Origin of the sequence: Thalassovita autumnalis (assembly GCF_001458255.1) — a bacterium.
GTDB classification, from domain to species: Bacteria; Pseudomonadota; Alphaproteobacteria; order Rhodobacterales; family Rhodobacteraceae; genus Thalassobius; species Thalassobius autumnalis.
This window is the reverse complement of record NZ_CYSB01000036.1, coordinates 109,794-127,531: the sequence shown is the minus strand read 5'-3', so window position 1 is coordinate 127,531 and position 17,738 is coordinate 109,794. Positions and strand designations below refer to the sequence as shown.

Annotated in this window: 16 protein-coding genes; 2 read left to right on the top strand and 14 right to left on the bottom strand. The window is 59.2% G+C overall.

Annotated features, from left to right (window positions below; translation table 11 throughout):
* Position 1 precedes the first annotated feature (1 nt).
* The 9 genes from TL5118_RS14200 to TL5118_RS14160 all read right to left on the bottom strand — a co-directional run bounded on the left by TL5118_RS14200 (position 2) and on the right by TL5118_RS14160 (position 9,829).
* The gene (locus TL5118_RS14200; RefSeq protein ID WP_058242754.1) at positions 2 to 838 is read right to left on the bottom strand and encodes a TolB family protein; all 837 of its coding nucleotides are present in this window, start codon (positions 836 to 838) and stop codon (positions 2 to 4) included.
* Positions 838 to 2,433 carry a glycoside hydrolase family 43 protein gene (locus tag TL5118_RS14195; RefSeq protein WP_058242753.1) on the bottom strand — a complete coding sequence of 532 codons (1,596 nt, stop codon included), beginning with the start codon at positions 2,431 to 2,433 and terminating at the stop codon, positions 838 to 840. Before TL5118_RS14195 ends, TL5118_RS14200 begins: the two co-directional genes overlap by 1 nt.
* Entirely contained in the window at positions 2,430 to 3,485 is a 1,056-nt protein-coding gene (mgrA, locus tag TL5118_RS14190) for an L-glyceraldehyde 3-phosphate reductase (protein WP_058242752.1), read from the bottom strand. The genes TL5118_RS14195 and mgrA overlap by 4 nt, the downstream gene beginning before the upstream one ends.
* 11 nt (positions 3,486 to 3,496) lie before the next feature.
* Positions 3,497 to 4,615 (bottom strand): Gfo/Idh/MocA family protein, encoded by a 1,119-nt coding sequence (locus tag TL5118_RS14185; protein ID WP_058242751.1) that lies wholly within the window; start codon positions 4,613 to 4,615, stop codon positions 3,497 to 3,499.
* Between the two features lie 9 nt (positions 4,616 to 4,624).
* Positions 4,625 to 5,368, bottom strand: coding sequence for a sugar phosphate isomerase/epimerase family protein (locus TL5118_RS14180; RefSeq protein ID WP_058242750.1), 744 nt, complete (start codon positions 5,366 to 5,368; stop codon positions 4,625 to 4,627).
* 38 nt (positions 5,369 to 5,406) lie between these two features.
* Positions 5,407 to 6,570, bottom strand: coding sequence for an ABC transporter ATP-binding protein (locus TL5118_RS14175; RefSeq protein ID WP_082626203.1), 1,164 nt, complete (start codon positions 6,568 to 6,570; stop codon positions 5,407 to 5,409).
* A gap of 3 nt (positions 6,571 to 6,573) precedes the next feature.
* A complete protein-coding gene (locus TL5118_RS14170) occupies positions 6,574 to 7,491 on the bottom strand; it encodes a carbohydrate ABC transporter permease (protein WP_082626207.1) in 918 nt (305 codons plus the stop codon).
* A gap of 37 nt (positions 7,492 to 7,528) precedes the next feature.
* Positions 7,529 to 8,461 (bottom strand): carbohydrate ABC transporter permease, encoded by a 933-nt coding sequence (locus TL5118_RS14165; protein WP_106404223.1) that lies wholly within the window; start codon positions 8,459 to 8,461, stop codon positions 7,529 to 7,531.
* Positions 8,462 to 8,593: 132 nt separating this feature from the next.
* Entirely contained in the window at positions 8,594 to 9,829 is a 1,236-nt protein-coding gene (locus TL5118_RS14160; protein ID WP_058242748.1) for an ABC transporter substrate-binding protein, read from the bottom strand.
* 210 nt (positions 9,830 to 10,039) lie between these two features.
* On the opposite strand from TL5118_RS14160, the gene TL5118_RS14155 reads away from it, so the two are divergent.
* Positions 10,040 to 11,071, top strand: a complete 1,032-nt coding sequence (locus TL5118_RS14155) for a LacI family DNA-binding transcriptional regulator (protein ID WP_058242747.1) — start codon at positions 10,040 to 10,042, stop codon at positions 11,069 to 11,071.
* A gap of 74 nt (positions 11,072 to 11,145) precedes the next feature.
* On the opposite strand, the gene TL5118_RS14150 is transcribed toward TL5118_RS14155, so the two are convergent.
* From TL5118_RS14150 to TL5118_RS14135, 4 genes are all read right to left on the bottom strand, one after another.
* Complete coding sequence (locus TL5118_RS14150; protein WP_058242746.1) at positions 11,146 to 12,672, bottom strand: AMP-binding protein; 1,527 nt, start codon at positions 12,670 to 12,672, stop codon at positions 11,146 to 11,148.
* 215 nt (positions 12,673 to 12,887) lie between these two features.
* Positions 12,888 to 13,634, bottom strand: coding sequence for an IclR family transcriptional regulator (locus TL5118_RS14145; protein ID WP_058242745.1), 747 nt, complete (start codon positions 13,632 to 13,634; stop codon positions 12,888 to 12,890).
* Positions 13,635 to 13,818: 184 nt separating this feature from the next.
* The gene (locus TL5118_RS14140; RefSeq protein ID WP_058242744.1) at positions 13,819 to 14,859 is read right to left on the bottom strand and encodes a DUF475 domain-containing protein; all 1,041 of its coding nucleotides are present in this window, start codon (positions 14,857 to 14,859) and stop codon (positions 13,819 to 13,821) included.
* 21 nt (positions 14,860 to 14,880) lie between these two features.
* A complete protein-coding gene (locus TL5118_RS14135; protein ID WP_082626202.1) occupies positions 14,881 to 15,543 on the bottom strand; it encodes a protein-tyrosine phosphatase family protein in 663 nt (220 codons plus the stop codon).
* A gap of 268 nt (positions 15,544 to 15,811) precedes the next feature.
* Between TL5118_RS14135 and TL5118_RS14130 the strand changes: the two genes are divergently transcribed.
* Complete coding sequence (locus tag TL5118_RS14130; RefSeq protein WP_058242743.1) at positions 15,812 to 16,828, top strand: LacI family DNA-binding transcriptional regulator; 1,017 nt, start codon at positions 15,812 to 15,814, stop codon at positions 16,826 to 16,828.
* Between the two features lie 9 nt (positions 16,829 to 16,837).
* Here the strand turns inward: TL5118_RS14130 and TL5118_RS14125 are convergent, their stop codons facing one another.
* Complete coding sequence (locus TL5118_RS14125; RefSeq protein ID WP_058242742.1) at positions 16,838 to 17,710, bottom strand: inositol monophosphatase family protein; 873 nt, start codon at positions 17,708 to 17,710, stop codon at positions 16,838 to 16,840.
* Positions 17,711 to 17,738: the final 28 nt, after the last annotated feature.

Here is a 17,738-nt window from a genome sequence, read left to right as displayed (position 1 = left end):
GTTACCCCTCCTCCTCGGTCATCTCGAAATAGCGAATATAGGCAAACCGCGCCCCATCAGGGGCCCAGCACGGGCTGTTCAGGCAGCCCTGCCCGCCATGAATACGTTGTAGCACCTCAGCTGCCCCGCCGCCCTGCGGCATCAGGCACAGATCTACATCGACGCCGAAGGGGTGACCTTCGGTGTCCTTGTCATAGGCCAGGTAGCAAAGGTGGGTCCCGTCCGGGCTGGGATGGGGGAACCAATCATCGGTACTGCCGTCAGTCATTTGTTCAGGGTCTGATCCATCCGGCCGCATCCGCCAGAGCGCCATCGCACCAGATCGATCGGAATTGAACCAGATCCATTGTCCATCCGGCGTCACATCAGGCCCGTCATAGTGATGGGGTCCGGTGATCAACACCTCTTCGGTCCCCTCCAGATCCGCACGCGCAATGACAAAATCGCCGTCGCGCACGCAGGCATAGACCATCGCCTGCCCATCCGGCATCCAGGCGTGAAACCAGCTAGGCAAACCCGCTGTCACCCGGCGCGGACGCCCGCCTGTTGCCGGCATCAGGTAGATGCAGGATTTGCCGGTCTCAGATTTATCGCAGAAGGCAATCTGACGGCCATCCGGGCTGGGGGCGTGGTCATTGTTGATGATCGTATGGGTAAAGCTGTTCAGACAGATCAGCTCGGGCGCGTCGAGCGGCACCCGGTACAGTCCGCCATCACAATTGACGATCAACGACTGCCCGTCTGGCATGAAATTCGGCGCTTCAATATGACGTGGGCTTTGCAGCACCACCTCAAAACTGGCGCTGGCAACATCCCATATTTCAAGGCTCGCGCGCATCAACTGCCCTCCGGTGCGTAGCGGAACCGGGTGACATCGGCGCTGCGGCCCTGCCCGGTTTGGTCAAAGGCCACAACGCCCACAAACGCCCCGGTGAAGGAGGCATGTTCGCCGCGCCCGCCTTCGTCAGAAATGACCGAGGCATCAAGCGAAGGCCCAATCGGCAGCCAACCGCCCGCTTGGCGATAATAAAACTGCTGATGGTTATGATCGACAGAAACAGCAAGGTCCACAGCGCCATCGCTCAGTGGGATCACCTCACCAGGAAAGCTGAGCGCGCCATCAGGCCAATCGCCTGCACAGGACTGGATCGACAGGATCCGCCCGCCCTTGCCATCCCCAGCAATCATCAGGGCGTGGAATTTGTGGCGGTTATAATAGGTCGTCAGCCCTGCCGCCTGTTGATAGGTGGTCGGGGTGAACTCCGCGATTGTGGTTTTGGCGCGGTAGACCGCATGTTCCTGCCGCCGGGCCACCAATGATTGTTCAAACCAGCTGCCCAAGCTTTCGCGCCCGATCAGCCGCAAGGCGCTGCCGGCCAGCTGGAAAATCCGTTCAGGATAGGGGGTGCGCAGCCACTGAAATTCATCCGGTAGAATTGCACCGTCAAAATTGGTTTCAGTGGCCGCAATTGGGCGCCGCTCCGCCGCTATGGGCGGTACTTCAGTCAGCGACGGAGCCATGCCCCCACCACTGAGGTAGAGCCAATCGTCCTCACGCCATTCGACCTTGGCGATCCCGGTTTCGCGCCCCATGGGGGAAAACCGCCCGGGCAAGGGCCGTGAACAGAGGAACGTGTGGTAAAACTCCCCCTCAGGCGTGTCGACAATCTGGCCATGCCCCACCCGTTGCAGCGCGTTGTCCGGCGCCTCTTTGGCGGTCAGAACATGCAGATCTGGATGCACCTCATATGGGCCCCAGATATCGCGCGAGCGGGCCAGCGTGACGGTATGTTCATAGCCGGTGCCGCCCTCAGCGGTGGTCAGGTAATAGTAGCCATTCCGCGTGAAAACATGCGGGGCCTCGGTCAACCCGTGGGACGATCCCGCAAAGACGTTTTGCACGTCCCCAATCAGCCCCTGTTCAGGGTGCCATTCCTGCAGCAGGATCCCGTCAAAGGCCGGATGCTTCGGATGGCCCCCAACCGAGTTGGACACATGGTTCCACTGCACGTTCATGAAGTACTTGCGGCCGTCCGCGTCGTGAAACAGCGATGGGTCAAAGCCTGAGGAATTCACATAGATCGGGTCAGACCACGGCCCCTCAATCGCGGGGGCCGTGACGATGTAATTGTGGGCGTCCTTGAAGTTGCCATCCAGCCGTTTCACATCGGTGTAGACCAGCCAGAACAGCCCATCTGCATAGCTGAGGCAGGGCGCCCAAATGCCACCACTGTCGGGATTGCCGCGCATATCCAACTGCGCCGCACGTGACAGCGGGCGGCAGGCAAGATCCCAATTCACCAGATCCTTGGAGCGGTGGATTTGCACCCCCGGGTACCATTCGAAGGTTGAGGTGGCGATGAAATATTCATCGCCAACCCGACAGATCGAAGGGTCCGGGTTAAAACCTGGTAGAATTGGGTTCTGGATCATGCGTCTCCGCTGCCTGCGTATTCGGATGAGGCCGCCCAGAGGTTGATCGCGGCATCTTTTGCGTAGCGGTCAATCTCGGCCAGTTCATCGGTGGTAAAGGTAAGGTTCTCAACTGCCTTGGCGCAGTCTTCGATTTGCCCCGGACGGCTGGCACCAATCAGGGCAGAGGTCACACGGTCATCGCGCAGCACCCAGGCCAGGGCCATCTGTGCCAATGTCTGACCACGGTTTTCCGCGATGCCATTCAGCGCGCGGATGTTGGCAAGCGTTTCATCGTTGATGAAGCCATCAAGCAGCGACTTGCCTTGGGTGGCGCGGCTGCCTTCGGGAATACCTTTGAGGTATTTTCCGGTCAGCATCCCCTGCGCCAGTGGCGAGAAGACGATTGAGCCCATGCCGGTATCGCCCAGCGTATCCAGCAGGCCATCCTCCTCAACCCAACGGTTCAGCATGGAATAGCTGGGCTGGTGGATCAGGCAAGGTGTGCCCAGATCCTTCAGGATCGCCGCCGCTTCACGGGTGCGCTGCGCATTGTAGGAAGAGATCCCCACATACAGCGCGCGCCCCGATTTCACGATGTGATCCAGCGCCATCATGGTTTCTTCTAGCGGCGTTTCGGGGTCAAACCGGTGCGAATAGAAGATATCCACATAGTCCAGCCCCATCCGCTTCAGCGACTGATCGCAGGACGCGATCAGATACTTGCGGCTGCCCCATTCACCATAGGGCCCGGGCCACATGTCATAGCCCGCCTTGGAGGAAATGATCAGCTCATCCCGGTACGGGGCGAGGTCGGTTTTCAGCAGTTCCCCAAACGCCAGCTCCGCCGAGCCGGGCTCTGGTCCGTAGTTGTTGGCAAGATCGAAATGGGTGATCCCCAGATCAAAGGCGGTGCGCACCATGTCCCGCTTCGACTGATGCGGTGTGTCATCGCCGAAATTGTGCCACAGGCCCAACGAAATCGCGGGCAGTTTCAAGCCAGAGCGCCCGCAGCGGCGGTAGCTCATGGTGTCATAACGGGTGTCTGATGCCTTCCAAACGGGGCTGGTCATTGGGGTTCTCCTTACGCCATCAACGCCTCGGCCGCTTCGGGGCCAAGCGCCTCAGGGCGGTCACAGGATGTGGTGATCTCCACAAACTGTCCACCCTCTCCTGAGGCGAGGATAGAGGTCATAACGTCGACCACATGCAAGGCGAAATCCAGCGAACAGCGATGCGGACGGTCGGCAAGGATTGCTTGCGCCATATCTGCCAGCCCTGCGGCACGATAGTTGGCGTGCGGCCCATCATTTGCCTTGTTAAACGGATGATCCCAGCCCGGCGCGGTGACGAAGGCACCCCGTTCCGTCATGCGCACCTCACCCCCGAAGAAGTTCGGATCCGGCACATGCAACGTGCCGGCCTGACCGTAGAGTTCCATGTTGGAATGACCATGCTGCCAGACATCCCAGCTGGCGCAATAGGTCACCTGTGCACCGCTTTTAAATTGCAGGATGGCATGGATCGTGGTGGGGGTTTCCACCTTGATCTTCTCACCATGGCGCGGCTGGCTGGTGATGGTGCGGTACTCACTGCCGGACGACGCCATGGCGCAGACCCGTTTCACCGGCCCCAGCAGCTGCACAAGGTTTGAGATGTAGTAAGGCCCCAGATCCAGGATCGGACCACCGCCCGGCTGGAAGAAGAAGTCAGGGTTCGGGTGCCACATCTCCATCCCCGGGCTTTGTACAAAACAGGTGCCCGAGGTGATTTTGCCCACCGCTTCGCTGTCGACCAGATGACGCGCCAACTGGTGACTGCCGCCCATGAAGGTATCAGGCGCGGAGCCAACGCGCAGCCCCTTGGCCTCGGCGATCTTTTTCAACTCCGCCCCTTCGGCCAGCGACAGCACAAAGGGTTTTTCCGAATAGACATTTTTGCCCGCCTCAAGGATCGATTTGGAGACCTCAAAATGCGCGTTTGGCACTGTGAGGTTCACGATGATGTCGATGTCATCAGCCGCCAGCAGCCCCTCCACCGTTTCCGCGCGCAGGCCAAACTCCTCCGCCCGCGCTTTGGCAGCCTCAGGGTTCATATCGGCACAGGCCCGCATTTCGATCCCGTTGAACATCGGCGCCAGACGCATATAGGCCGCCGAGATATTGCCGCAGCCCAGAACACCAATTCCTAGTTTATTGCTCATTGTCGCCCCTCACATATTTCGCAGCGCTTCGATGGAACGGGTGGCAAACCGCGTCGCATCGGACGGGTTGTCATGTTCCATCACAAACAGATCGACATCCGCCGCTTTCAGCGCCTCCATCAGGGCGGCCCAATCGACGGTGCCGTGGCCGACATCGGACCAGCCATCTTCGTCCTCACATTCACCCGCAGGGGCGATATCTTTGACGTGGGCGGCGGTGATGCGGCCCTTGTTGGGATTGATCCAGTCAAACGGATCGGCGCCACCGCGAATGATCCAGGCAATGTCTGCTTCCCAATCAATGTTGGGCGCGCCGTCCAGAATGGCCTGCATCGGGATGGTGCCATCTTCGCAGGCGACAAATTCGAAATCGTGATTATGCCAGCCAAAGGCAACGCCGCCAGCGCGCATCACCTCACCAATGGCTTCGAGCCGGCCGGCAAAGGCGGCCCAGCCTGCGGCATCACCGGGCCGGTCGGCCGCATCCAGATAGGGGCAGTAGACCCGGGTGATCCCCAGCGTCTTGGCAATATCCAGTGCCTTTTCAGGCTCATTCTCCAGCATTTCGACGGAGAAATGGCCCGATGGCATGCTCAGCCCGTTTTGGTCCAGCAAGGCGCGGAAGCCGGCAGCATCTTCGTAGTTGCCGCCGAAGCCTTCAACCTGTGCGTAGCCAAGATCTGCCAGCGTTTTGACCACACCCTCCCAAGGGGTGGCATTGCGCGCAGAGTAGAGTTGGAAAGAAAGATCCATTGTCACGTGTTCCTGATTTTACGAAAGGAAAGAGCGCCTTAGAGCCGCTCCTCGCTTGTTTTGTCGAAAAGATTGGCCAATGACGCGGAAAAGCCCAGCGCCAATTCATCCCCCGGGGCGATGGCGGCCTGACCGTCCATCCGCACCCAGATCGATTGATCCCCGGCCCGTGCCCGCGCCAAAGTGTCAGAGCCCAGCGGCTCCACCAGTTCCACCACGGCCTGCATCCGGTTCTGTTCTGCCGCGGCTGCATCGCCAACGGCGATATGTTCCGGGCGGATGCCCAGCCAGGCTGATTGACCCGGGACAGTTTGCGCCGCGAAGTCATAGCCCTGCAGATCAAAGCTGCCCGCAGCACTGTTGAACGTGTTGTCCGTGACCGTGCCTTCGAAGAAATTCATGCTGGGTGAGCCGATAAATTCGGCCACATATTTGCAGGTCGGGCGCGAATAGATTTCATTCGGGCTGGCTAGCTGCAGGATGTTGCCACCACGCATGATGGCAATGCGATCCGCCAGTGTCATCGCCTCCACCTGATCGTGGGTCACATAGATCATCGTGTTGCCCAGGGTCTGGTGCAACTGCTTGATCTCAACCCGCAGATCCGCGCGCAGTTTGGCGTCCAGATTGGACAGCGGTTCATCAAACAGGAACACATCCACATCCCGCACCAAGGCACGGCCGATGGCCACCCGCTGACGTTGCCCCCCCGACAGGGCTGCAGGTTTGCGTTTCAGCAGCGGTTCGATTTGCAGGGTTTTGGCAGCGGCTGCGATCTTCTCAGCGATCTTCGCTTTCGGCACCCGTGCGTTTTTCAGCCCGAAGGAAAGGTTCCCCTCCACGGTCATCTGCGGGTAAAGCGCGTAGGACTGAAACACCATGCCGATGCCGCGTTCCGATGGCTCTTCCCAGGTGACATTGCGGCCACCGATATGGATCTGCCCGTCGCTCACGTCCAAAAGGCCTGCAATGCAGTTCAGCAAAGTGGACTTGCCGCAGCCCGATGATCCCAGCAGCACCAGAAATTCGCCCTGACTGACGGTAAGGTTGAGGTCTTTCAGCACCTCAAAGGCCCCAAACGACAGTTTCAGATCATTGATCTCAATGCTGGGGGTCGCAGCGGAGGCAGCAATCCCCGCTTTAGCGGCATCCTGGACCAGTTGCTGTTCCAACGCCGCGGTGCGTACAGTTGTGTTTCCCATGACTTACCCTTTCACCGCCCCAGCCGCGATCCCGCGCACGAAGAGCTTGCCCGACACGAAGTAGATGACAAGAGGCACCAGCCCCGTCAGCAGCGTCGCGGCCATGTTAACGTTATATTCCTTTACCCCTTGGACCGAGTTCACAATGTTATTGAGCTGCACCGTCATCGGGTAAGTATCGGGTTTGGTGTAGATCACCCCGAACAGGAAGTCGTTCCAGATCCCGGTCACCTGCAGGATGATCGCAACCACAAAGATCGGCAGCGACATCGGCAACATGATCCGGAAATAGATCCCCCAGAACCCGACGCCATCGACGCGCGCCGCTTTGAACAGCTCATCCGGCAGGGAGGTGAAATAGTTGCGGAACAGCAGGGTCAGGATCGGCATCCCGAAGATCGAATGCACAATCACCAAACCCCAGAGCGATCCCATCAGGCGGAAATCCGTCCCTGTGACCGCCGAGATGCCCTGCCCCATTTCCCGCAGGAGGATCACGATCGGATAGATCATCACCTGATAGGGAATGAAGGCCCCGAAGATCAGGATGGTGAAGAACACCTCAGACCCTTTGAATTTCCAATTGGCCAGCGCATAGCCATTGACCGAAGCAATCGCGATCGACAGCACCACCGATGGGATCAAGATGTTGACCGAGTTGAAGAAACCGCGGCTCAGGCCGTCACAGTTGATACCTGTGCAAGCCTCTGACCAGGCTTTCACCCAAGGCTCAAAAGTGACCTCAACCGGCGGTGAAAACACATTGCCAAGCCGGATTTCCGGCATGCCTTTGAGTGAGGTGACAACCATCACGTAAAGCGGCAGCAGGTAATAGACCGAGGCAACAAAAAGGATGCTGTAGAGCATGATGTTGCTGGGCGTGATGCGGCGGCGGGGTTTGGGCCCGCGCGGCCCGCTCATCGCGGCGGCTGTGCGCTGCGGAGTTGTCTGGGTGGCATCAGTCACGGCGTTTGCCTCCGAATTCAAGGTAAGCCCATGGGATCAGCACCACCAGCACCGACACCAGCATCATGGTTGAGGCGGCAAAGCCCTGGCCAAGGTTTTGCGCTTGGAACATCTTCTCGATCACGTATTTCGCTGGCACTTCCGAAGCGATGCCGGGCCCGCCCGAGGTTTGTGCAACCACAAGGTCATAAACCTTGATGATCCCGGCCGCGATCAGCACCAGCGCGGTCACAAAGATCGGCCGCATCATTGGGATGATTATGAAAATATAGGTCTTCCACGCAGGGATGCCCTCAACGCGGCTGGCCTTCCAGATGTCCTGATCAATGCCACGAAGACCGGCCAGCATGATCACCATGATAAAGCCCGAGCCCTGCCAGATCCCGGCAATCAGGATGCCGTAGATCACAATCTCGGCGTTGTTCAGCGGGTCAAAGGTAAAGCCCTCCCAACCCCAGTTGCGCACCACCTGTTGGATGCCAAACTGCGGGTTCAGGATCCATTGCCAGACCAGACCGGTCACAATGAAACTCAGGGCGAAGGGGTAGAGGAAAATGGTGCGGAACACCGCCTCACCGCGGATCTTGCGATCCAAAAGGGCGGCAAGGGTGAAGCCGATCACCAGGCTCAGCACCAGGGAGCAGACGCCATAGATCGCAAGGTTTTCGATTGAAACCAGCCAGCGGCGGGTGTTCCACAGCCGTTCATACTGATCCCAGCCCACCCATTTGTCCGGTGCCGGCAGCAGCCGCGACTTGGTAAAGGAATGGTAAATCGTCCAGAGCGTACAGCCGATGAACACCACCAATGCGGTGAGGATCATCGGGATCGACGCGATCTTGGCCGTCATGTTCTTGAACAGGCGGTTGGGCCGTTTTGCGGAAGTTCTTTCCGCCACGGGCCTGACGCCTTCGGTCACTGCCATTGTCTTGTCCCCTGCCTTCTTCCCTTGGGTCAGCCTGCCCATATATGGGGAGGCGTTGCCTTGCGATGGTCGGGCCCGCAACTGGGCAGCGGGCCCGACCAGATCACCCCTCAATCAGATCAAACGGGCAGATTAATCTGCGTCGGCAATGATCTCGGCATAGCGCGCCTGCGCATCTGCCGCCGAGTAGGAAGGATCATTCCAGAACTCGACCATCAGATCCTCGATCTGCCCGGTGGTGTCCGGCGAGAAGGTCTGGTTGCCGTCCGGCAGGATGGCGCCGCTGGCAAGGATCTCCAGACCCTTTTTCATGCAGTCGTTCGCCGCAGCCAGATCGACATCACCACGCACCGGCAGGGAGCCTTTCTTGAGGTTGAAGTTCACCTGAACCTCAGAGCTCAGCAGCAGGGCAGCCATTTCTTTCTGCGCGGCTTCGATGGCGGGATCATCCTGCTTGGGGAAGTAGAAAGCATCACCACCGGTGGAGATGATTTCGTTCACACCCAGACCCGGCAGGCAGGTGTAGTCCTGACCCGCTGTTTGGCCCGCTACCTGGAATTCACCCTGTGCCCAGTCACCCATGATCTGTGCGCCAGCCTGACCGGTGATCACCAGGTTGGTGGCCTGGTTCCAGTCCTGCACGTTTGATTTTTCGGCAAAGGCGCGGGCATTGGCTGCGGCTTCAAACACTTTGGCATAGGTTTCGCCACCGGCCACCTCAGCGTTTTTGTTGATGTTCACTTCGCTCCAGGCGTCGATACCGGCGATAGCGATGGCCATCACACCAAAGGCACCGTTGCTCTGCCAGGGCTGCTGCCCCATCGCCAGCGGGATTTTCCCTGCGCTTTCCAGTGCGGGGGCGGCGGCAACATACTCGTCCCAGCTGGTGGGAACGCTGACGCCAGCATCGTCAAAGGCTTTGTGGCTCAGCCAGATCCACTGCCACGAGTGGATGTTGACCGGCGCACAGTAGATGCGGCCATCAACGGTGCAGCTGTCCAACAGCGATGTGGGGTTCACCAGATCTTTCCAGCCTTCGGCCTCAGCCACATCGGTTAGGTCAAGCATCAGGCCCGCCTCAATCAGCTCTTCAGCCTGACGGCCATGGTTCAGCTGCGTGGCGTGCATCGGGTCGCCGCCAAGAATACGGCTGATGATGATCGGGCGCGCGGTGCCGCCGGAACCGGCAATCGCACCATCGACCCAAGTGTGGTCGGTTTTGTCATCAAAGGCTTTGGCAAATTCAGCCACCGCTGCGGCCTCACCACCCGACGTCCACCAATGGGTCACTTCCAGATCGGCGGCAGACACAGCCGTGGCGGCACATAAAGCCGTGGTGCCCACCAGGGCATTGCGCATAAATTTCATATCTTCCTCCCTACGGGGCCTCTCCACTTGCCCCTTGTTGCGCGTTTCCTTCGCGGTCGAAAAAACACCGCGTTGCGTAACGCTGTAATCGATTACATATCGAGGCAAAGCTTTCAACTGCAATCGATTACATATATGAGTTTCTTGCCCCCCTACTTGTCAAGCCTATCCGCAAAATGCCATGAAGCGAGACGATACGGAGCCCGTGAAATGACCCAGAAACCAGCTACAATTCAGGATGTTGCACGCCAAGCCGAAGTCTCAACCGCGACGGTCAGCCGGGCGCTCTCCAACCCCAATCTGGTGTCGGAAAAAACCCGCGAGCTGGTGGCAGAGGCGGTTCGAATCACGGGCTACCGGCTGAACAAGGCGGCACGGAACCTTCGCAAACAGCAGGCCGGCGCGGTGCTTGTGCTGACCCCCAACCTGGGCAACCCGTTCTTTTCGCAGATCCTCGCCGGGATCTCAGCGCGTTTTGCTGATAGTGAGTTTTCGGTGCTGGTAGCCGATACCTCACTGCCGGAACAGGATGGGCGGCGGCTGGTGGATTACTTCCTCGACAGTCGGATTGACGGCATGATCTCACTCGATGGCGGTTTGAGCGCCGATCAACTGGCGGAATTTGAGCAAAACGGTGTGGCAGATCGCATCGTTTTTGCCTGTGAATGGGTGCAGGATGCGCCGCACCCATCGGTGCGGAGCGACAATGCTTTTGGGGCGCGGGCGGTGATCCGGCATCTTTATGATCTGGGGCATCGTAAGATCGCCCATATCACCGGCCCCAAGGGCAACGTCCTAACCCGCATTCGCCGCGAAACCATGCTGGAAGAACGCAACCGCCTTGGCCTTCCCACGCGTGAAGATTGGGTGATCCGGGGCGATTTCTCATTGGAATCCGGCCATGCCGCAGCTGCAAAAATTGCCGCTATGGCCGAGCGCCCCACCGCCGTTTTCTGTGCCTCGGATATGGTGGCGATCGGGCTGATTTCAGGATTACGCGAGGCCGGCCTTTCCGTGCCCGAAGATGTTTCCGTAGTCGGCTTTGATGATATTGAGATGGCCGCCTTCGCCAGTCCGCCCCTGACCACGATCCGGCAGGACCGCCGCACCCTTGGCACCCGCGCAGCCGACCGGCTGCTGGCGCGGCTCAAGGGCAAGCCCGCCGACGCCTGCCCGCAAATCGAACTGGTGGATGTGGAATTGATCGCGCGCGGCAGCACAGCGCCACCACGCGACGCCTAAGTCCGCTGAACGGCGCGCATTGGGACCAAGGAGCATGCTGCGCCGGTATGGCCGCGCAGCGTCACACAGTAGACTTATCCCAAAACCTTGGCCGGATCGCGCAGCTCAGTTTTGACCACTTTGCCGTAGTTGTTTTTGGGCAGGCCAGACAGGGCAACATAGCGTTTGGGGCGTTTGAACCGGGCGATATTGTCTAGGCACAGTTGATCCAGCGCAGCCTCATCCAGATCCCTGCCGGCTTCGGTCACTACGCAGGCGATCACCTCTTCACCCCATTCATCGTGATGCCAGCCGACCACGGCAACCTCGGCCACATCCGGGTGGGTCAGCAGCACCTCTTCGACCTCGCGCGGGTAGATGTTTGACCCGCCTGAGATGATCATGTCTTTGGATCGGTCATGTAGCGTCAGGAAGCCATCAGCGTCCATCGCCCCCATATCCCCGGTCCAGAGCCAGCCATCACGGATCGTCTTGGCGGTGGCCTCGGGATTGTTCCAATAGCCCTGCATCACAGCCAGGCCAGAGACCACAATTTCACCAATTTCACCGGGCGGCAGATCATTGCCGTCAGCGTCGACGATTTTTACCCGGCTCACCAACTGCTGGAAGCCAACGCCTGTCAGACGCTCGCGCCAACGTGGGTGGCTGCGGTCGCTGACAAATTCCTTCTGCAGTGTTGTGATCGCCATCGGGCATTCCCCCTGCCCGTAGATCTGCGCAAAGCGATTGCCCAGCACCTCAACCGCCTCAACGATATCGGCGAAATACATCGGTCCGCCGGCATAAATCAGGGTTTCGATCCCCTGCCCACTATGCCCATCCTCTTTGGCGCAATCGACCATACGGCGCACCATGGTGGGCGCGGCAAACATCGTCACCCGGTCGTGCGTGGCAGCCAGATCAAAGATCTCCTCCGCCTCAAATCCACCACTGTCCGGGCAAATGTGGCGGGCCGCAGCCAGCACAAACATGAAGTTGTAGATACCCGCCCCATGACTCATAGGGGCGGAGTAAAGCGTGCTGTCCGCCTCCGTGTGCTGGGCCACGCTGTCGCCATAGCCCATGACCATCGCGGCAATATTCCCGGCGGAGATCATCACACCCTTGGGCTGGCCGGTGGTGCCGGAGGTGTAGAACAGCCAGATCATCTGATCGCGGGCGATCTGCGCCGGGGCCGCAACCGGCTGGGCCGCATACATTGCCTCAAACGTCGCCGTGCCCGCCGTTATCACCTCTTCCACGCAAGCGGGCAGCACCGGCGTCACGGCTGCCCCCGTATCGGGTGAGCAGAACACCAATTTCGTGCCGGAGTTTTCCAGGATAAAAGCCGCCTCTTTGGCGTGCAGCTTGGCATTGATCGGCACCGCCGCCGCACCCAGCCACCAGATCCCGTAGAGCGCCTCCAGATATTCGGTGCGGTTTTTCATCAACACCGCCACCCGGTCCCCCGCTGTCACCCCGCGGGCCGCAAGTGCCCCGGCAATCGCCGCGGCGCGGGCCGCAAAGGTTGCATAATCCGCTACCAAAGTTTTGCCCTGAAACAGGGCCGGGTTTTCAGGCTTCAACAGCGCGGTACGGCGCAACCACTCGGCAGGGTTCATCTTATCTGCTCCTCCTTCTTCGCCCCTTCCTCCTTTGCGCGTCTTGACACAACCGCGCCCTCCCAAGGGGGCTTCGATGCCTGTTGTCCGGCCCTTCGCAGCCCCTGACAAGGGCCGAGACGAGAAACGCCACGTCACGCTACGTCAGCAAGACGCTTGTCGACGGTGGGGCTAATGACAAACACAATCGCCTTTGCCGCGCATTCCCAGCCTGATCATCCTTCACTGTAGCCAAGAACCTTGGAAATATCATTGCCAGCCTTTCGGGCGGCCTCGGCGTATTTTTCCGGCTCACGCGCCGCGCGTGCCAGGGGCATTCCAATCGTGACCGCAGCCACCAAATTGCCGTCTGAGTTATAAATCGGTGCAGCAAAACCGGCGGCGTCTTCTGAATACACCCCCATTGTAACCGATACCCCCTGGTTTCGGGTGTCGTTCACGATCCGCTCAAGCTCTATCCGGTCCGTTGGGGTGGCCGCTGTCATCTTTTCCAGCCGGATGTCGCGGTAATATGCCTCGCGTTGACGGTCCCCCATATGCGCCAAGAAGACATGCCCTGGTGCCGAACAAAAAAGACCGCGGCGCGCGGCAATCGGCGCAGAAAAGCGGATCGATTTACCGGACTCGACCGTATCTATATAGGTCACATGTTTCTCATCCTCATCCAGCTGTGCCAGCAGGACGGTTTCGCCGGTCAACGCCATAGTCTGTTGCAGATATGGCCGTGCAATTTGCCGGATCGTGCGACCTGCCAAAATGGTTGAGGCCAGCGCATAGGCTTCGCCGCCCAGATAATAGAGCGTCCCCTTACGGCTGAGAAATCCCTGATCTGTCAGTGCTTTCAACGTAGATGACAGCGAGCTCTTCGGCACATCGAGGCTGGTCGCGATGGCTGAAAGGGTCAGACCCTGCTGGGTGTCAGCCAAAAGCCGGAGGAGCGCAAATGCACGGGGAAGGACCATCGGGCCTTCACTTCGCGAAGGTGACTTGGACACAGAAGCCTCTTGTTCAAGAATGAGAAAGCTGCCCCATAAAGGCGCTGGTCAACCGTTGTCAATCAACCCGGTTGCGATACGGCCGGGGGCGTAACCCCGCCGAAACTGTGGTAGATTGAACTGCTTCACCTGAGAGAGGCGACGTTGCAGCTCAGATCACCCCCTGCGCACGCTCCAACTTGTTGTGGCGCAGGGATGACCAGAGCGACAGACCAATGAAAGCCGCGCCAATCAGCCCAGTGATCACCTCAGGAATATGCACCAGAACCTGCACATACATGATGATCGACAACGACAGGATCGCATAAAAGGCACCATGTTCGAGATACCGCAACTCTGCCAGCGTTTGCTTTTCCACCAGCATGATGGTCATCGCACGCACATAAAACGCCCCGATCCCCAGACCAATGGCGATCAAAAACAGGTTCTGCGTCAAGGCAAAGGCCCCAATCACCCCATCAAAACTGAAGGAGGCATCCAGCACCTCCAGATACATGAAGGCGCCAAAGCCCCCTGTTGCAGCCCCTGTGGTGGACTTTGATTCATTGTCCAGAAAGTGGCTGGCAAATTCGACCACAAGGAAGGTCAGCAGGCCACAGACCGCGGCAAACAGGAACTGCGCCCCTTTTGGCCCAGGCAGCACCAGCGTGAACCCAACTGCAATTGCCAGCACAAACGCAATTTCCAGCCCCCGGATTGAGGCACAGGCCCGCAATTTGCACTCCAATGCCCGGATCCAGTCGACCTCTTTGCCGTCATCCACAAAATAGGTCAGCGCCACCATCATCAGGAAGGATCCGCCAAAAGCCGCAATCGGCAGATGGGCGTCACTGATAATGGCTGCATAGGCATCAGGATCAGAGGCGGCCAAAACCACCGCTGACACAGGCCCGATCTTGGCAGCGATCACAACTATCACCAGCGGGAAGACGATCCGCATGCCGAACACCGCGATCAAAATACCCCAAGTCAGGAACCTGCGCTGCCATTCGGGCCGCATCGTTTTCAGCTTGTGCGCATTCACCACCGCATTGTCGAAGGACAGCGAGATTTCCAGCACCGCAAGGATTGCACCGGTCAGCAGAAACGCCAGCGCCCCGCCCAGCGTGCCGCTGTAGAACCAGCCCAGCCAGAAACATAGCACAAGCCCAATGGCGGTAAAGAGAAACGGCCAGGCAAAATAGCGCAGCATAGGGTATCCTTCTGTCAGCCACTACCCCGCAGTGGGGGCACGCAGCAGGTCTATTGCGTTTGCCGCATGTTCGGCGGCGTCGATCAGCACCTGTTTCGGGGTTTCAAACCATTCATCCGGATGCAAGTCGCGTTTGTCACGTATATGGGCGATTGCATCGTCCAAAGTTGCGAAGCGCTCAGGCTGATCTTTGTGCAGGAACAATGCCACCAGCGCAACCGACCGGCTGCGCCCACCGCGACAATGCACCAACACGTGACCGCGATCCCGCACAGGGTATGAGGCTTTTTCCGGAATCTGCTGGCTCAGCGCGCTTTCCAGAATGAAATAACCGCCCAGCAACATGTCGCGCGGATTGCCCGGGCCATCGACCAAGCCGATTTTGTAGCAGCGAATGGGCGCCATGCCGGTGGCACGCTTGTCCCCGTCGGCCTGCAACTTGGGTTCGGTGACATAGTTGATGTCCAGATTAACCGCGCAGTTGATCACCGTGGTGATCCCGAGGTCCTGCAATTGGCCAACATCCCGCGCGCCCTCGGTCCCCCCGATATAGAGGTCAACCTTCTCCGGCCCCACGCCCTGCGCAATCAAGGTCAGCGGGGGGCGTTCTATAAAGGGCACATTTGCCTTTTGCGCCGCAGCTTTTGCGCTGGGGTCTGTCACTTCAGTTTGCTGTTTGGTCATTTGGCTTCCTGCTGATGTCCTGCCGCGCGACAGATCCGATTTCGAATTTTGCACACCTGTGCAAATTAGCCCGTCGCAACCTTTGACGCCAGTATTTTCTCACTGAATTGAAGGGAAACAACAACAATTTCGACCGGCGCAAGTGCTGCCATCGTCATTGAATCGTTACATTCCTACGGCTATGCTTGGCCCAACCCTGGTGGTGACCCGCAAGGCACCACCCTCCCTGCACAGCCGTGCACATAATTGGTCAAACCAGAGAAGCCGCATGAAAGACAAATCAGGCAAGTCTTTTGTCAGCGCCCAGCAGGTTGCAGAGCTGGCTGGCGTATCCAGATCGGCGGTGTCGCGCACCTTTACCGAAGGGGCCTCGGTCTCCAAGGCGACACGCGACAAGGTCATGGCAGCGGCCGATACGCTGGGCTACCACGTCAATCATCTGGCCCGCGGTTTGATCCAGGAAAACAGCAATATTGTCTGTCTGGTCGCCGCCGATATGGCATCGCCCTATCAGTCGAAGTTCATTGAAATCCTGACCCGCGATTTGCAGGCCGCCAACAAGGTGGTGATGATCGTCAATGCCTCGGGCGACAGCGGGGTAAACCGTGCGCTGCGTCAAACGCTTTATTATCGGGCGGATGCCTCGGTAGTTCTGTCGGGCCAGCCTGATGAGGCCTTGATTGAAACCTGTGTGCGCAGTGGCCAGCGAGTGATCGTTGCCAACCGAGACCAGAGCGTTTCAGGCACCGAAAACATCATGATCTCCAACCGGGCGTCGGCGCGGGAAGCCTTTCACATGTTACACCGGGTGGGCTGTCAGACCATCGCGCTGGTGGCCTCGGACGTGGGCACGCCCAGCCTCTTGGCACGGGAAACCGCCTTTGTGGAGGAAGCCAATGCACAGGGCGTCGATGTCACCGTGACCCGCAGCGGTGCCTCAACCTATGCCTCTGGGGCCGAAGTGGCGCGGCGGCTGTTTAGTGGGCAAAACCACCCCGATGGCGCCTTTTGCATCACCGATCTTCTGGCCTGCGGCTTCATGGATGTGGCCCGCAATGAGTTTGGCTTAAAAGTGCCCGAGGAGCTGTGTGTGATCGGCTTTGATGACATCGAACAGGCCGGCTGGAGCAGTTATAACCTGACCACCTTCCGCCAGCCGCTGGATGAGATCACGCAGCATATCACCCAGTTGATCAACGAACCGCAGCCTGCGCTTGAGACAGTGCCGCCCCCCACGCGGTTTGTCGCCCACCCGGTTTGGCGCGGGTCTGTCAGACCGCGGTAAATACAGTGATCAGGCGTCTTGCGGCGCAATGCCACTGGCGCGGATCAACAGGTCTGAAACCCCCGGCGCCACCGCCAAAACGGCCCCCCCGCTGGTCAAATCGCCGCTCAGCGCTGTGCCGCCAACGATGCCGCCGGCCTCAGCCACCATCAGCAATCCCGCCAGACAGTCCCAGGCGTTCATATCCAATTCGGCATAGCCATCTGAGCGCCCGTCCGCCACATAGGCCAGCGCCAAGGCCCCGGATGCAGCGCGGCGCACGTTGACGCCGCCGTCCAGCAGTTGGGCGAGAATATCCAAATATGCCTGATTGCTTTGCCGATTTGACCAGCCCAGCTCATAGGTCGCCTGCGCCACATCCTGCGTTGCGGCCACGCTCAGCCGGGTTTGATTGCGGTAGGCCCCAGCCCCGCGCCGTGCCCAGTAAATCTCATCCGTGCTGGGGGCGTAGATCGCGCCAAATTCCAGCTGACCGCGCAGCACCAGCGCGATTGCGATGCAATAATGTGGGATGGCGCGGGCAAAATTTGCGGTGCCATCGATCGGGTCAACGATCCAGATAGCGTCCCCCGCGGCTTGGCCTGTTTCTTCCCCAAAGAACCCATCAGCAGGAAAGGCCTCTGCCACCTGCGCGCGGATAAACTCTTCGACAGCCAAATCGGTCTCGGTCAAGAAATCCTGCGGGCCTTTGGTCGCCAGTGGTTGGCCCGCCTGCCCTGCGGCCTGCCCCTGAACCTGGCGCGCAAAACCGTCCAACGCCACATCGCCCGCCTGCCGGATCAGCTGCAGACAGAAGTCCGCGCGCAGATCCAGCGCTTCGGCATCTGAAAGCCGCGCTTCGCTCACTTGCGTCAGGGTGTTAGTCGCCGATGGATGGGTCATGTTGTCTTGTCTCTTAGATCTTCAATGC

Bases quoted from the DNA above. Each gene is read 5' to 3' on its own strand.
- TL5118_RS14155 (WP_058242747.1), top strand. From the start codon at position 10,040: ATGACCCAGAAACCAGCTACAATTCAGGATGTTGCACGCCAAGCCGAA.
- TL5118_RS14125 (WP_058242742.1), bottom strand. From the start codon at position 17,710: ATGACCCATCCATCGGCGACTAACACCCTGACGCAAGTGAGCGAAGCG.
- TL5118_RS14130 (WP_058242743.1), top strand. From the start codon at position 15,812: ATGAAAGACAAATCAGGCAAGTCTTTTGTCAGCGCCCAGCAGGTTGCA.
- TL5118_RS14145 (WP_058242745.1), bottom strand. From the start codon at position 13,634: ATGGTCCTTCCCCGTGCATTTGCGCTCCTCCGGCTTTTGGCTGACACC.
- TL5118_RS14175 (WP_082626203.1), bottom strand. From the start codon at position 6,570: ATGGGAAACACAACTGTACGCACCGCGGCGTTGGAACAGCAACTGGTC.
- TL5118_RS14195 (WP_058242753.1), bottom strand. From the start codon at position 2,433: ATGATCCAGAACCCAATTCTACCAGGTTTTAACCCGGACCCTTCGATC.
- TL5118_RS14200 (WP_058242754.1), bottom strand. From the start codon at position 838: ATGCGCGCGAGCCTTGAAATATGGGATGTTGCCAGCGCCAGTTTTGAG.
- mgrA (WP_058242752.1), bottom strand. From the start codon at position 3,485: ATGACCAGCCCCGTTTGGAAGGCATCAGACACCCGTTATGACACCATG.
- TL5118_RS14165 (WP_106404223.1), bottom strand. From the start codon at position 8,461: ATGGCAGTGACCGAAGGCGTCAGGCCCGTGGCGGAAAGAACTTCCGCA.
- TL5118_RS14180 (WP_058242750.1), bottom strand. From the start codon at position 5,368: ATGGATCTTTCTTTCCAACTCTACTCTGCGCGCAATGCCACCCCTTGG.
- TL5118_RS14150 (WP_058242746.1), bottom strand. From the start codon at position 12,672: ATGAACCCTGCCGAGTGGTTGCGCCGTACCGCGCTGTTGAAGCCTGAA.
- TL5118_RS14185 (WP_058242751.1), bottom strand. From the start codon at position 4,615: ATGAGCAATAAACTAGGAATTGGTGTTCTGGGCTGCGGCAATATCTCG.
- TL5118_RS14160 (WP_058242748.1), bottom strand. From the start codon at position 9,829: ATGAAATTTATGCGCAATGCCCTGGTGGGCACCACGGCTTTATGTGCC.
- TL5118_RS14140 (WP_058242744.1), bottom strand. From the start codon at position 14,859: ATGCTGCGCTATTTTGCCTGGCCGTTTCTCTTTACCGCCATTGGGCTT.
- TL5118_RS14135 (WP_082626202.1), bottom strand. From the start codon at position 15,543: ATGACCAAACAGCAAACTGAAGTGACAGACCCCAGCGCAAAAGCTGCG.
- TL5118_RS14170 (WP_082626207.1), bottom strand. From the start codon at position 7,491: ATGAGCGGGCCGCGCGGGCCCAAACCCCGCCGCCGCATCACGCCCAGC.